The sequence below is a fragment of the Desulfoprunum sp. genome, assembly GCF_053613775.1.
Window position 1 is genome coordinate 235,983 of sequence record NZ_JBSHXH010000006.1, and the last position, 14,127, is coordinate 250,109.

Genomic DNA, 14,127 nt, shown 5'->3' on the forward strand with positions numbered 1-14,127 from the left:
ATGCTTGCACCCAAAGTGCCCGTTGCCCAGGAAGGCTATCCGTTTATCGGATTTTCCGCCTTCCTGACGCTGCTCTTCGCCATCCTCGGTCTGACCGGGCCGGCCCTGCTGACCCTGCTCGCCACCGCCTTCATCCTCTATTTCTTCAGGGATCCGGAACGCTTCATCCCGGAACGGGCCGATGCCCTGATGTCCCCGGCGGACGGCAAGGTCATCCTGGTCGAAGAGGTGATGGATCAGACCTTCACCGGTAGTCATGTGTACAAGATCTCGATATTCATGAACATTTTCAACGTCCATGTCAACCGGGCGCCATGCGATGGCGACGTTGACAGGATCATCTATGTGCCCGGCATGTTCTACTCCGCCGATTCCGCCCAGGGAGCGCTCCGCAATGAATACTGTGCAACGCTGCTCACCACAGGCGCCGGCAGGAAGATCGCCGTTGTCCAGGTGGCCGGTCTCATCGCCAGAAGGATCGTCTGCTGGCTTGAGCCCAAAGATCGCGTGCGGCGTGGCCAACGTATCGGCCTGATCCGTTTCGGCTCGCGTGTCGACCTCTACCTGCCGAAAGAGACCAGCATCCAGGTGGCGGTGGGACAGAAGGTCATCGCCGGCGAGACTGTCATCGGTCTGCTCCCCTGATGCCTGCCGATACATTTTTGCCTTGTATCACCGTATACTGTGTGGTTCAGTGATTTTTCAGTGATCCCGGTTTGTAAATGAAAGACCGAGACAACAGCAGCATATTGGCCGTATCGTCTGCCACTACGCATCCTGGACTTCCGGGCTTATCCACCTGGAATGCCGGTTTTTCTTCCCGTTAAACAGGTTGTTTTACCTTTCGAGGACATGGAAATGAGTGCGATGAAAAAAGAATATGCGGTCGCGGTCGCCGGGGCCACTGGAGCGGTTGGCGGCGCCATGCTGGACGTGCTGGAGAGAAAGAATTTTCCGGTCAAAGAGCTGCGGCTGCTCGCCTCCGAACGCTCCGTCGGCAAAACGCTCACCTTCCGGGGAGAGCAGCTGCCGGTTCAATTGCTGACCAAAGATGCCTTCAAGGGGATCGATATTGCCCTGTTCTCGGCCGGCGGAGACCGTTCCCTGGAATTTGCCCCGGCAGCCGCGGCTGCCGGGGCCATCGTCGTCGACAACTCCAGTGCCTTCCGGATGGACCCCGAGATCCCGCTCGTGGTACCGGAAGTGAACCCGCATGCCATCGCCCGGTATACCAAACGGGGGATCATCGCCAATCCGAACTGCTCCACCATCCAGATGCTGGTGGCCCTCAAACCGATCTACGACAAGGTCGGCATCAAGCGCATCGTCGTCTCGACCTACCAGGCGGTATCCGGCACCGGGACCAAGGCGATTCTCGAGTTGAAGAACCAGATCATGGCCTACGCGGCCGGCAATCCCCTGGAAGTGAAGGTCTATCCGCACCAGATCGCCTTCAACTGCCTGCCCCAGATCGACTCCTTCCTCGACAACGGCTACACCAAGGAAGAGATGAAGATGGTCAACGAAACCCGCAAGATCTTCGAGGATCCGTCCATCGGCGTGACCGCGACCACGGTCCGGGTCCCTGTTTTTTATGGCCATTCGGAGTCGGTCAATATCGAGACCGGATCGAAGATCACCGCCGAGGAGGTGAAACAACTCCTGGCGACCGCTCCCGGCATTAGGCTGGTCGATGAACCGCAGAAGGGCCTCTACCCCCTGGCAACCGACTGTGCCGGCAATTTCGAGACCCTCGTCGGACGCATCCGTGAAGATGAGTCCATCGCCAACGGCATCAATCTCTGGGTCGTGGCCGACAATATCCTGAAAGGAGCCGCCCTCAACGCCGTACAGATCGCGGAAAAACTGATAGCCGAATACATCTGAGCTGCCGGCGGAATCGACGATCCGGACCGGCATGCGGCGATCCGGATCGTCACGCTGACGGCGTCAGAGACTCAACCCCATCCCCATTCCAGAATCCTTGAGAATCATCAGCGGATCTGCCCGAGGCCGGAAGCTCTGTTCACCACCAGGGCGGAGCCTCGTCATCCGACCCACTTCCGATCGAGCCCGCGAGGCGCTGTTCAATATTCTCGGTCGACGCACCGAAGAGGCAGCAGTCCTCGATCTGTACGCCGGTACGGGTGCACTTGGGCTCGAGGCGTTCAGCCGCGGCGCCAAAAGGGTGCTGTTCGTCGACAACAACCGTCTCGCGCTCGACCTGATCGCCAGGAATATTCGGGCCTGCGCCGGAACGGATGAATCGACATCCAGCGCATCCCCCGCGGCCGCTCAACCGCGTTTGTCCCTGATCAATCATGATTTGCGAAGGGGTTTGCCGTTACGCCAGTATCAGCAGAAGGGGTTTTCTCTCTTTGACCTGATATTCCTCGATCCACCTTATTCACAAGGTCTCTGTCAGCGCACGCTGCAGGACCTGGATCACAGCCATGTACTGGCCGATGCTGGTCTGCTGATCGCGGAAGAACGGGAGAACGAAATGCTGGATGACAGCTTTGCAACCTTCAAACTGAGCGACAGGCGCGTTTATGGTGATACCGCCTTCTGGATATTTGAATCAAAAGAGCCCGACAATGAATAATTCCGACAACCAGACGCCCATATCCACCACACAAGGAACAGCCATGCAGAATTGCCCTAAAAGTCTCTCGCTCGCCGTCTATCCCGGCACCTTCGACCCGATCACCAACGGCCATGTGGATCTGATCAACCGCGTCCTTGATCTCTTCGATACCGTTATTGTCGCCGTTGCCATCAATCCTGCCAAGAGCCCGCTGTTCACGCTTGAACAACGGATCGGCATGATAAAAGAAGTGTTACAGGGGCATGGATCCCGGGTCAGGGTCGAATCCGTTTCCGGTCTCTTGGTGGAATACGCAGCGCAGCAGAAGGCAAGGGCCGTCATCCGCGGTCTACGCGCGGTCTCCGATTTCGACTACGAATTTCAGTTGGCCCTGATGAACAGAAAACTGGAGCGCGAAGTTGACACCGTCTTCCTGATGCCGGGCTTGCGCTGGATCTTCATCAGTTCGTCAATCATCAAGGACGCCGCCCGCCATGGCGGGGACGTCAGCGACATGGTGCCGCCCTGTGTCAACGAGATGCTGAAGACAAAGTTCGTCCGCTGACCTGATTCATGCACCGGCCACCGAGAAAATCGCGGAAGATTCTGATTACAAGGAGAATTTTTCTTGGAACTGGCATCCTCTCACTCCTGTATCCACTGTATCGGTTCATCGGTTTTCGTCTGCCTCGAAAGCCTCAACGGATCGAAGTGGCCAAGCAGATTCTGCCGGGGCAATTCCGACTTTTCCCGAATTTCATCCTCTTCGCCCGGGAAGACAGTGTCTGGGCGGTATCCCGCAAGTGCACCCACCTCGGCTGCACCCTCCATTACGTGGAAAAAGACGATCTGCTCGAATGTCCATGCCACCAGAGCCGGTTCTCCAGCGGCGGCCGGTTACTGAACGGTCCGGCCAAGGCCCCGTTGAAGACCTATCCGGTTGAAAAACGGGATGATCCCCCCTACTATATCGTTACCTTGTGAAGGGGGCGGCAGGTATGACATTGAAAGCGCTGCCGGGGCATCTCATCACTGTCAAGTGGGGTGCGTGGAGTCTGGTCTGCCTCTATATTTCCCTTGTTTCCGGGGTCCTTGTCGCCCTCCAATATGATCCCGTTGCCGCCTACTACTCGACGGCAGCGATGGATCTGCTCGTTCCCTTCGGTCAGTATTTCCGCTCTCTCCACTTTTATTCGAGCCAGTTCTTCTTCCTCCTGGCCATCATCCATCTCATTGTCGTCTACCACAGCACCGACAGCTATACGACAGCCCAGTGGAGCAGGTTGATCGCAACCCTGCCGGTCGTCCTGCTTCTGCTGTTTACAGGCTACATACTGCGCGCCGACAGCACAGGCGCCTCAGCAGGAGCGATTGCCGAGGCGATTCTTATGGATATCCCCCTCTTCGGCCCGGCAATCAACAGCGCCTTCTTCTCCATCACAGATCACGGGATGCAGCGTGTCTACGTCACCCATATCATAACCTTTGATCTTCTCTGGCTCGCCCTGGCCTGGGAACACCTGCGCCGCTACCGCATACGCATCACCGATTATCTCCCTGCGGCTGGTCTTGTCCTCCTGTTCAGTGTCTTCATTGCCGCGCCGATCGATCCGGAAAAACTCGGCGTCAGCTATATTTCAGGGCCATGGTTCTTTCTCGGCCTGCAGGAACTCCTTCGCTACCTTCCCCCGCTCATCGCCGGATTCATCTTTCCGGCCTCCTTTGTCTTCGCTCTTTTCCTGGCAAGAAAGCACCATCGTTTTTTCACATCCACGCTCGTCTTTCTCTTGATCTGGCTTCTGCTCTACCTGGTATTGAGTTTCCTCGCCCTGATGCACTAGACGACGATCTGGCACCATCTGCTTCCACAATTGACCGCCGCTCATCAAAACAAAAAGGGCTGCCCCTTTTGACAGGGCAGCCCTCGTTGAACTCCGGGAATCGTCGGCTCGACGATTATTTTCAGTTTTCCTTATCCAGCAACTCTTTCCGTAAGCTTTCCATACCACTTTGCATTTCTTGGCGGATCAATTCAACCTCACTCCTGATGAGCTCTCTGATCTGCCTCGCCAAACGCTCGTCGGAGCCTTCCGCACCGGTCACTGCAAGACGTTCGCCGGCCAGGTCATCAGCCAGGGCAGTATATGAATCGTCATCCATGCTGGCGATATTGCGTTGATCTTGCACTTCCGCCACTTCAGCTACCAGATCTTCAGCCGCGAAGATATCTTCCGAATCTAAAGCGACGGTCTCTGCAGCTGTAAAGAGATCTCTACCTGTCTCTCCCCCGCCGACAGGCTCTTCCTCAACTGCGGGTTCGATCGCAGCAGAGTCCCGCTCCTCGATTTCTTCCTCTTCAAAGGATATCTCCTCTTCCTCGAGAATCTCCCCGGCCGTGGTTCGTACCGGAACCGCAAAGGTCAATCGGCCCCCCTTGGCCACTGCCTGCCGGTCCAGCATATCCTTCTGCCATAGCAAAACCGTCGTCATCTCACTTAAAAGCCTTTCCTGGGCAGAAAACCCTTTCGGATCTTCGAGCGCCTCCCCAAGGGCATCAGTGAGCGATTGCAGTATGCTGAAGGCCTCGGCACTGGCTTCATACCGATACGTTTCAATGTGTTGTGTTGCAGTGGATATCAGTTGGAGAAACATCCTGGCTAACGGTACTGCCGCATACTCATTGCGAAGACTGTCGATATCGGCATGCATGCCTTCAAAAATTGAGTCTTCCAACTCAAGGCCCAGGGAACCGACACAGGCCCGAAGATTTGACAGAGGATCCTCCATCGCGGCAATCGGCAATTCTTCCTCAACCGTCAACTGTTCTTCTGAAAGTGCTTCGATATCGGGGACTGCAGCCATGAGCCGGCCGGAATCCAGGCTCTCCGGAACCGATTCAAACTGAAATCCCCCTTCCATGCTGCTATCCTCGAAAACATCAGCAGCGACAGGTTCCTCCAGGCCATCGAATACGGCCTCATCATCGATATCCAGGGAAGCCTCCCCGATGGCGCCACCCTTTTCTTCCTCCACCGGTTCAAAGGCGAGTTCTTCTTCGATCTCGCCCTCTTCAAGCACTTCCATCACAAACATCGAGGAAGACGGCTGTTCTATCTTGTCAACATCCTCATATTTTTCCTCTTTCCGGTCACTGGGCGACTCCTCAATAGATTCTTCCGTCAACGCAGATTCTTCGTTGCCGTTCATCGTTTGGCCTTCCCGGGCTGGTTCTTCTTCTTTCCCGAAGAAAGAGTCCGGACGATCCTCGATGTCTACTGCTGAATCGATCTCCCCTGCGATACGCTCCTCTTCGACTGAAACCCGATCTGCAGGCTCGAAAACGGCAAAACGGTCTTCACCGGTTGCCACCAACTCTGGCTCAGGTTCACCGGAGAGAGCGGGAGCCAGGTCGGCGCCGGCAAACGCCAGAGGCTCTTCCCCCGAATCATCATCATCCTCAGACTCAACGTCCACTCCAGGAAGTGTGATTCCGCTCGAAGAACCAGTGTCTGTTTCAACAGCAGAAAACGCTACTGATTCCTGCATCTCGGTCTCAACAGTTTCTTCCGGTTCTGTCTCGAAAACAGCTGCTTGTGGTATCTCCTCGTTGACGTCCAGTGCGCCGAAGAAATCATCCAACCGGCTTTCCACATCGGCGGCAAATTCGATATTCTCTTCAGGCACAACCTCGCTTCGCTCAATTCTCACCGACTCATCCAGATCAGACAAGGCCGGAGCCAGGTCGTCATCCTGGTACGGGAGCCTGTCCTGATCGGATTCACCATCCGCATCCGACTCGACGTCCACCCCCCGCATGGACTCTTCCCGGTCTAGTCCGGGACCGGCAGGTGTACCATCGGCCTGAAACATGGCGTCAAGACGGGATTCTACGACCTCCCCGCCCTCATCCGGCACATCCCTGCCTGCCTGAACCTCGAATTGATCAGCCTTTTCCTCAAATTGCGGTTCATCACTGTCGGTAAAAAACCTGTCGACCTGCCCCTCGACCATCGAAGTGGAAGAGCGGTCCAGGGCAGCGGCCTCTTCTTCTTCCTGAAACCCTCTTTCCCCCCTTCCGGCAAACCGGACAAGGCGGGTGCAATTGAGCCCCCCTCCTCTTCATCTTCGGAGAATTCTTCTTCCTCAACCTTACTCGGCTTGATTTTCGCTCCAACGATTGCCTTGAATTCATTGAATTTCTCAACTTCAGGAAGAAGAATTCTCTTTTCTTCCTCAAGGCTCATGGGCACAGTTACAATCTTTTCAAGACCGGCAACGAAGGAATGGAGGAGTTTGAATGCATCTGCGTGAGCATCGCTCTTCTTGAACCGAATATAGGCCGCCAGCGTGCCCAACCCCTGGAGAAATATCTGCTTCGGCCGGCTCCCGGCAAAGATATTCTCGAGACGATGAACCTCGTCTCGAAGTCTTTCAAGCTCAATCTCAGTGATCTCCCAATCGATACCGAGAACTAATGCCTTCAGATCGAAGAGGATGGAACCGGCATCCGGCGCAGTCACGGGAGACGGCTGCATCTCATCTGCGTACACCTCCCCCTGGGCTGTTGATGTGGCCTTTTTGTCCCCTTTACTGATCTGCTTCTTTAAAATCTCGAATTTTCGAACATCCTCAAGAAGCAATTGGCGTTTTTCTCCTTCCGTCATCAATTCGGAAGATACCATTTTCTCGAGGTTATAGTAGAACGAGAGCAGCAGTTTTATGGCATTCGGGTTGGCGTCGGCCTTCTCTTTGTAAATATATTTGCTAATTTTTTCAAGGGCTTGGATATAGACAAGATATATTTTCTCATCGGCCCAGACATCTTTCAGATCGACAAGTTCGTCATTGAATTGGTGCAGAACATCATCCGTAATCTCCCAGTCAATGGATAGAACAAGTGATTTCAATCTGACGAGGGGCGACTCATCATAGGTGGGAAACTCGAACAAATCGACGTTGTCCGTATGGAAGGAATCGTCATACTCATCAGCAACGATAGTGAGGTCATCGTCATACTGCTTTTCTGTATAGTGTTCCACCGTACCTTCTCTCTCAGAGTAGTTTTTTCTGTATTGAAACAACTGTCGAAGAAATGATTTTTTTCAAAGTTGCCGCAACATTATATCCGGTTAATGCGCTTGCCTCAAAATAAGGTACCTGTAATCTACTGTTCAAATCCTTCTGCAGTACCTCTATCGGCAGGATAGGAATGCCATGCTCCTTGAGATCGACCTTGTTGTATTGCATGACCAGTGGGATTTTGAATATGCTCTCTTTGTACGATTGAAGATTTTCGTGAAGCTGGTTCAATGAACGTATGTTCTTTTCCCGTTGTTTCTCCATCGCATCAGCCACGAAAACCAATCCGTCCACTCCGCGCAGAACGAGTTTTCTGGTGGCGTTGTATTTCACCTGACCGGGGACTGTATACAGTTGAATCTTGATGTCATATCCCTTGATCTGTCCCATATCGAACGGCAGGAAATCAAAGAACAACGTCCTGTCTCCATGCGTTTTCAGGCTGACCATCTCGGAGAGTATCTGCTTGCGATACGTGCGATTGATGTATTCGAGATTGGTCGTCTTGCCGCCTCGTCCAGGTCCGTAATAGACGATTTTGACCTGCACAACCTTATCTTTCAGATTGATAAAGCTCAAAGGACCCTCCCTCCCCAGTTGTTGCTCTGCTCATTGACCCTTGATCGTCGTACTGCGGCAAATCCGTTCACGCTTATTTCTTGTTCCAGATTTTCCTGATTTTCTCGATCACATCCACAACGTTGAGACGAAGAAATCCTAACGATATATCCTTGCCGAACATCGAAATAAGCAGCAATTCATCGTCTATCTTACTGAAATGAATATTCGAATCCTGCCCTTTATGAAAAAGTAAAGAAAATTCCTGTTCGCCAACGAGTTTGGCCATCGCATCAACCGTGGCAAAATTCCCGGCGGCCAGTGCAGCGAAGGAGTACACATCGTATTTGCTTTCACCATTATCCCTGGCAGTGATAATATTCCCTGCCATATCTATGATTATGACGCAGTCGACACCGAGTTTGATCAGCTTTTCCGTCAAGATCACATCTATCTGCTCAAGTTGCTCCTGACTGACAATCCCATAATTCATGCGGTTTTCCTCTAGGTGGTTGTTTGTCACTGGACACGATTAAATTTTAAACGATCAAGAGATATCTTGACTCAATTGATAACCTTGTATCAACTCAAAATAAAGCCCGAATATATAAATTTTAGAATCAACAACAGAGAACAGACAACAGACGCAGAATATTGTATTGCGCCTATCAGCCGGCTGCGAAAATCCTTCGCGTGTTCATCGAGAATGCCCCTTCCGGAAGTATTTCACTATACGATAGTTTGTTGATTATATGAAGAAAATTTTTTCTTTTTCTGAAAAATCAGTTTCATACCAGGTAATTATCAAATATTTCCTTTGATTTCAGGCAGAAATAGACCAATCCCCCTGAACAGCATGCCTGCCCTATCCCTGGAGACCTGCAAGGGAGAGGTCATTCCCTGATCCCCCGCATCCATCCTTTCAATCCGCAGACTCCACCGGTTGTTGGGACCGGACGATCGAGGGCAACCCTTGAGATTCTTCCTCATTGCGGGCAATTCCAATATTTGCTATGTAAGGGCTGGAGGATTTTTCAGTGAATGACCCAAGACATCTTTTCCCCGACCTGCCTGAAGATACATGCATTATCGATACACACTGCCATCTCGACATGAACGATTATGCCGGTGATCTTGACGCTGTTATCGAACGGGCACGGCAAAAGAAAGTCGAAAAAATTATCACGATCGGTATCTCTCTCGAGAGCTCAAAAAAGGCGGTGGCCCTGGCGAGAAGATATCCAGGTGTCAAGGCAGCAGTAGGGATCCATCCCCACGACCTGCCTACCTCTGTTGAAAGCACCTATGCTGATATTGTCAAACTTGTCGAGGAAAACCGGAACCATATTGTTGGTTACGGAGAAATCGGGCTTGATTACGCAAAAAAGTACTGCCCCGCGGAACAGCAACAACTGCATTTCCGTATCCAGTTGGAACTGGCCAAGACCCTCAATCTGCCGGTGATTATCCATGACCGGGACGCTCACGAGGACGTGCTGGGCATACTCGAGCGGTGCGGCCCCTTCCCCGCGGGCGGTGTCATGCATTGTTTTTCCGGTGATTACAGCATTGCACGCAGGTCGATCGAACTTGGATTTTTCCTCTCTATTCCAGGCATAATAACCTTCAAGAATGCCGGCACCCTGCGGGAAGTCGCAAGGAAAATACCTCTCACCTCCATGTTGCTTGAAACCGACGGTCCATACCTCGCGCCGCAACCCTGGAGAGGGAAACGTAACGAACCCGCATACATACTTGCCACGGCGGCCTGTATTGCCGATCTCCGCAACATTCCGCTTGAACATCTTGCCCGGGCGACTACGGCGAACGCTCTAGTCCTGTTCAATCCCGGTCTCCATTAAATGGTGAGTGCTACCTGATCATGATTGCAGACAATCTCCAGCGGATCAAGGAAACGATCAATCGCTGCGCCCTTCGTTGCCAGAGAAATCCTGAAGATATTCAACTGATCGCCGTTTCAAAAACGATTCCGGTTTCCTCAATGCGCGAAGCCCTGCAGCATGGGCAACGGACGTTCGGGGAAAATTACATTCAGGAAGCTGAACAGAAGTGGAATGAACTGGAGGGTGCCATCGAACTTCATTTCATCGGCCATCTCCAGACCAACAAGGCAAAAATTGCCGCCCGCATCTCTTCCGTCATCGAGACCGTCGACAGCCTCAGGCTCGCCGAGGCCCTCAACAAACACCTGAATGTATTGGACAGGAACCTGAAAATCCTGATTCAGGTCAATATCGGCAACGATCCGAACAAGTCGGGGACCGTGCCTGAACATGTGGAGGAGTTGTTACGACAGATTCAGCTCCTCCCAAGGATTGAAGTCATCGGCTTGATGACCATCCCCCCTCTCTCACCGGACCCGGAGGCAACCCGCCCCTGGTTCAAGGCCCTCCGCCATCTTGCCGAAAAAATGGCCGCTAAAGGATTATTCCACGATAACCGGCATGTTGCACTGTCCATGGGGATGTCGGACGACTTCAAGATTGCAATCGAGGAAGGCGCCACCATGGTTCGCATCGGCACGGCTCTATTCGGACATCGCCCCGTCAGGGCATAAATTCGACCGCAACAAATATCAGCACAAATCAGCACAACGGGAATATTTATGAAAATCACAATAATAGGAACAGGATACGTCGGACTTGTGACAGGAACATGCTTCGCCGAGTTTGGCCACCATGTCACCTGCGTCGACAAGGACGAGGATAAGATCCAAACCCTGCTTGAAGGACAGATTCCCATTTACGAGCCGGGGCTCGACACGCTGGTGCAAAAAAACACCAGGGAAAGGCGCCTGACCTTTACGACTGATATCGCCGGCGCCGTCGCCATGGCCGACGCGGTCTTCATGGCTGTCGGAACCCCAAGCAGCAGGCGAGGAGACGGGTATGCCGATCTAACCTATATATTTGAAGCTACGAAAGAAATTGCTCCTCACCTGAAAGGTTACACGGTAATCGTTGACAAGAGCACCGTTCCGGTAGGAACCGCCCGCCAGGTTGCCCGCATCATTCGTGAAGTGAATCCCGAGGCCGACTTCGATGTCGCCTCCAACCCGGAGTTTTTGCGCGAGGGAGCCGCAATTGCTGATTTCATGCATCCGGACAGGGTTGTCATCGGGATCGAATCCCTGAAGGCCGAAAACATTCTCAGAGAGATCTACAAGCCCCTGTACCTTCAGGAAACGCCGATTGTAAAAACTGACATCGAGACGGCAGAACTGACCAAGTACGCCGCCAATGCCTTTCTGGCGATCAAGATCAGTTTTATCAATGAAATCGCTCTTCTCTGCGACAGCCTGGGGGCCGATGTCGTGTCCCTCGCCAAGGGTATCGGCATGGACGGCCGGATCGGCAAGAAATTCCTGCATCCGGGACCAGGTTACGGCGGATCGTGTTTCCCCAAAGACACCCTGGCGATGATGCGCATCGCCCAGGAACATGGACAGAACCTCAGAATCGTCGAGGCCGCGGTAGAGGTCAATGCCGCCCAGAAGGCCAAGATGGTCAAAAAGATCAGGGATATGCTTGCTGGATCGGAAGCCGGCAAGACCATCGCCTTTCTCGGCCTCACCTTCAAGCCTGAAACCGATGATATGCGCGATGCGCCGGCCATCACCATCATCCCCGCACTGCTGGAAAAAGGCGCCCGCATCAAGGCACATGACCCGCAGGGAATGGTCGAGGCGCAAAAGTACCTGCCGCAAGGCATCGAATACACCCAGGATGCGTATGAGGCCTGTAAAGACGCCGACGCCGTGGTCCTCATGACCGAATGGAACCAGTACCGGGCGCTTGATCTCGACCGCCTCATGCAGGAGATGCAGGGGAGGATATTCATCGACCTCCGCAATGTGTATGAACCGCAAAAAATGAAGGACAAAGGATTTATCTACGCCGGGGTAGGACGATCATAGCCCGGGACATGCATGATAAATACAAAAGGCACCATCGGATGAACACCGGGGGTGCCTTTTGTGAAGTGGTATTATTTTAAGGCTATTTCTTCGATTTCGAAGCTCGCTTGGCAGCCTTCAGCGGGTTGACCCTGATCTTGGCAACCTTTATCTCGGGCTTGGCGTGGGTGGCAAAGTTGCAGAATCCCAGCTTCCATTTTGCCAGGGGATTGAGATAGCTCTGACAATATCGTGCACCGGCTTCTTCAACAATCCGCTCGCATCCCTCGCATTTCTCGATAATAGTTTTATGTCTGCCATCACCATAATTCACTGCAGCCAGTTTCTGCATGGTATCCTCCAGATTTTTCCGATATTTCTCATCCTGCCAGCACCACAGTCGGCAAGAACAAGCTATCAATGACGCATTGCCAAAATATAAATCTCGAACAGAGGATTTTAATGTATCCCCCTTTCGTTGGCAAGGAAAAAGATTTATTCCACAGGCTTCCTCACCGCTTAAATTTACCGTTTTCACCGAGTCACACTCTCGGCGCCGATTATCCAGATCGTATCCGATATTTTTGCTGCAGGCTCAACTTTCTGAAAAAAAAAGGATTGTTTTCAAAGTGATTGCCTTGTATTTTACAACCATGTGATATATTATGGGTTTTATTTTACGAGTCCTCTTAAACGTTTTTTCCCCTCAACTTCAGGCCCTTACACCATAGGAGGCAAAAATGCCTGTATATATTTGGAAAGGAAAGAATTCCCAGGGTGAAAAACGTAAAGGAGAGATCGAAGCGCCCGATCAGTCTGCTGTTTTGGCCCAGCTCAAACGTCTGCGGATTGTCAATCCCGTCATCAAGGAAAAACCAAAGGATCTCTTCGCTAACGTCCCGTTTTTCCAGCCTAAAGTAACAGGAAAAGATGTTGTTATCTTCACCCGTCAACTCTCAACGATGATCGATGCCGGCCTGCCTCTCGTCCAAGGCCTGGAAATCCTGGAAAAACAACAAGATAATTCAACCTTCAAGAAAATTCTCGGTACGATCCGTTCCGATGTCGAGGCAGGATCCACCCTTGCCGACTCGATGCGGAAACATCCCAAAGTCTTTGACAACCTGTTCAGCAACATGATTGAAGCCGGCGAAACCGGTGGTATTCTTGATACCATTCTTATGCGTCTTGCCGGTTTCCTGGAAAAATCAATGGCCTTGAAAAAGAAGATCAAGGGGGCCATGACCTATCCCGCGATCTGCCTGTCGATATCTCTACTCATTCTTGCTGTCATCCTGATATTTGTCATTCCGGTTTTCAGTACCATGTTCGAGAGTTTTGGCAGTACCCTGCCGCTCCCGACTTTATTTCTGGTCAACCTCAGTAACCTGGTCAAGGATTATTTTTTCGTTCTGCTCATCCTCCTGGTTCTTCTCGTTATACTATTCAAAAAGGTATATAACACCGAGAAAGGACGGCTAATTTTTGATAAATATTCGCTGAAGGCTCCGGTTTTTGGAATGCTGCTGCGAAAAGTGGCCGTTGCCAAGTTCACCCGCACCCTCAGCACCATGCTTCATGCCGGTGTCCCAATCCTTGAAGCCCTCCAGGTTGTCGCCAAGACCTCGGGCAACAAAATCGTCGAATTGGCCGTCTTCAAGGTTGCCGATTCGATCGCTGAAGGGCGACCGATTGCCGATCCGCTGGAAGAAAGCGGGGTTTTCCCCAATATGGTCGTGCAAATGATCAATGTCGGCGAGTCGGTAGGTGCCCTCGACAGCATGCTCGAAAAGATCGCTGATTTCTATGATGAAGAAGTGAACCAGGCCGTGGAAAACCTGACCGCGATGATTGAACCGTTCATGATGGTCTTTCTCGGTGGAATGATCGGCGGCATAGTTGTCGCCATGTATCTGCCGATCTTTAAGATTGGCGGACTTGTTTGATGGTGGATTGTATCGACGACGCGGTTTGTCCGCAGCGGGCT

General features: G+C 52.3%; 14 protein-coding genes. 10 read left to right on the plus strand and 4 right to left on the minus strand.

The genetic code is table 11. From position 1 onward, the window contains the following. The 6 genes from ACWGKN_RS13820 (at position 1) to ACWGKN_RS13845 (ending at position 4,428) form a co-directional block, all read left to right on the plus strand. On the plus strand, positions 1-645 hold the full coding sequence (locus tag ACWGKN_RS13820; RefSeq protein WP_424252760.1) for a phosphatidylserine decarboxylase family protein: 645 nt from the start codon (positions 1-3) through the stop codon (positions 643-645). 222 nt (positions 646-867) lie between these two features. After that, positions 868-1,887 carry an aspartate-semialdehyde dehydrogenase gene (locus ACWGKN_RS13825; protein ID WP_452095475.1) on the plus strand — a complete coding sequence of 340 codons (1,020 nt, stop codon included), beginning with the start codon at positions 868-870 and terminating at the stop codon, positions 1,885-1,887. A gap of 97 nt (positions 1,888-1,984) precedes the next feature. Further along, positions 1,985-2,605, plus strand: a complete 621-nt coding sequence (gene rsmD / locus ACWGKN_RS13830) for a 16S rRNA (guanine(966)-N(2))-methyltransferase RsmD (protein WP_424252758.1) — start codon at positions 1,985-1,987, stop codon at positions 2,603-2,605. 43 nt (positions 2,606-2,648) lie between these two features. Beyond that, on the plus strand, positions 2,649-3,152 hold the full coding sequence (gene coaD, locus ACWGKN_RS13835) for a pantetheine-phosphate adenylyltransferase (RefSeq protein ID WP_035229751.1): 504 nt from the start codon (positions 2,649-2,651) through the stop codon (positions 3,150-3,152). A gap of 146 nt (positions 3,153-3,298) precedes the next feature. Then, on the plus strand, positions 3,299-3,571 hold the full coding sequence (locus ACWGKN_RS13840) for a QcrA and Rieske domain-containing protein (protein ID WP_052159963.1): 273 nt from the start codon (positions 3,299-3,301) through the stop codon (positions 3,569-3,571). Between the two features lie 14 nt (positions 3,572-3,585). Next, entirely contained in the window at positions 3,586-4,428 is an 843-nt protein-coding gene (locus tag ACWGKN_RS13845; RefSeq protein ID WP_035229748.1) for a cytochrome b N-terminal domain-containing protein, read from the plus strand. 121 nt (positions 4,429-4,549) lie between these two features. Here ACWGKN_RS13845 and ACWGKN_RS13850 read toward each other — a convergent pair whose 3' ends face one another. The 3 genes from ACWGKN_RS13850 to ACWGKN_RS13860 all read right to left on the minus strand — a co-directional run bounded on the left by ACWGKN_RS13850 (position 4,550) and on the right by ACWGKN_RS13860 (position 8,717). After that, complete coding sequence (locus ACWGKN_RS13850; protein WP_452095476.1) at positions 4,550-6,598, minus strand: hypothetical protein; 2,049 nt, start codon at positions 6,596-6,598, stop codon at positions 4,550-4,552. A gap of 1,041 nt (positions 6,599-7,639) precedes the next feature. After that, positions 7,640-8,245: a GTP-binding protein gene (locus ACWGKN_RS13855; protein ID WP_035229743.1), complete on the minus strand. Its 606-nt coding sequence runs from the start codon at positions 8,243-8,245 to the stop codon at positions 7,640-7,642. 73 nt (positions 8,246-8,318) lie between these two features. Then, positions 8,319-8,717, minus strand: coding sequence for a roadblock/LC7 domain-containing protein (locus tag ACWGKN_RS13860; protein WP_035229742.1), 399 nt, complete (start codon positions 8,715-8,717; stop codon positions 8,319-8,321). Between the two features lie 544 nt (positions 8,718-9,261). On the opposite strand from ACWGKN_RS13860, the gene ACWGKN_RS13865 reads away from it, so the two are divergent. From ACWGKN_RS13865 to ACWGKN_RS13875, 3 genes are read left to right on the plus strand one after another with little or no spacing between them, the layout of a single operon-like run. After that, entirely contained in the window at positions 9,262-10,086 is an 825-nt protein-coding gene (locus tag ACWGKN_RS13865) for a TatD family hydrolase (protein WP_424252755.1), read from the plus strand. 20 nt (positions 10,087-10,106) lie between these two features. Beyond that, complete coding sequence (locus ACWGKN_RS13870) at positions 10,107-10,802, plus strand: YggS family pyridoxal phosphate-dependent enzyme (RefSeq protein WP_424252754.1); 696 nt, start codon at positions 10,107-10,109, stop codon at positions 10,800-10,802. A gap of 48 nt (positions 10,803-10,850) precedes the next feature. Beyond that, the gene (locus ACWGKN_RS13875) at positions 10,851-12,161 is read left to right on the plus strand and encodes a UDP-glucose dehydrogenase family protein (RefSeq protein WP_035229738.1); all 1,311 of its coding nucleotides are present in this window, start codon (positions 10,851-10,853) and stop codon (positions 12,159-12,161) included. An 82-nt stretch (positions 12,162-12,243) separates the two neighbouring features. Here ACWGKN_RS13875 and ACWGKN_RS13880 read toward each other — a convergent pair whose 3' ends face one another. Continuing rightward, positions 12,244-12,678, minus strand: a complete 435-nt coding sequence (locus tag ACWGKN_RS13880) for a PxxKW family cysteine-rich protein (protein WP_452095477.1) — start codon at positions 12,676-12,678, stop codon at positions 12,244-12,246. Positions 12,679-12,880: 202 nt separating this feature from the next. Here ACWGKN_RS13880 and ACWGKN_RS13885 point away from each other — a divergent pair, with 202 nt between their 5' ends. Further along, complete coding sequence (locus ACWGKN_RS13885; RefSeq protein ID WP_424252752.1) at positions 12,881-14,086, plus strand: type II secretion system F family protein; 1,206 nt, start codon at positions 12,881-12,883, stop codon at positions 14,084-14,086. Positions 14,087-14,127 lie beyond the last annotated feature (41 nt).

Coding starts and splice junctions, on each gene's coding strand:
- coaD (WP_035229751.1), top strand. CDS start 2,649: ATGCAGAATTGCCCTAAAAGTCTCTCGCTCGCCGTCTATCCCGGCACC.
- ACWGKN_RS13825 (WP_452095475.1), top strand. CDS start 868: ATGAAAAAAGAATATGCGGTCGCGGTCGCCGGGGCCACTGGAGCGGTT.
- ACWGKN_RS13845 (WP_035229748.1), top strand. CDS start 3,586: ATGACATTGAAAGCGCTGCCGGGGCATCTCATCACTGTCAAGTGGGGT.
- ACWGKN_RS13860 (WP_035229742.1), bottom strand. CDS start 8,717: ATGAATTATGGGATTGTCAGTCAGGAGCAACTTGAGCAGATAGATGTG.
- ACWGKN_RS13850 (WP_452095476.1), bottom strand. CDS start 6,598: ATGGTCGAGGGGCAGGTCGACAGGTTTTTTACCGACAGTGATGAACCG.
- ACWGKN_RS13820 (WP_424252760.1), top strand. CDS start 1: ATGCTTGCACCCAAAGTGCCCGTTGCCCAGGAAGGCTATCCGTTTATC.
- ACWGKN_RS13885 (WP_424252752.1), top strand. CDS start 12,881: ATGCCTGTATATATTTGGAAAGGAAAGAATTCCCAGGGTGAAAAACGT.
- ACWGKN_RS13875 (WP_035229738.1), top strand. CDS start 10,851: ATGAAAATCACAATAATAGGAACAGGATACGTCGGACTTGTGACAGGA.
- ACWGKN_RS13870 (WP_424252754.1), top strand. CDS start 10,107: ATGATTGCAGACAATCTCCAGCGGATCAAGGAAACGATCAATCGCTGC.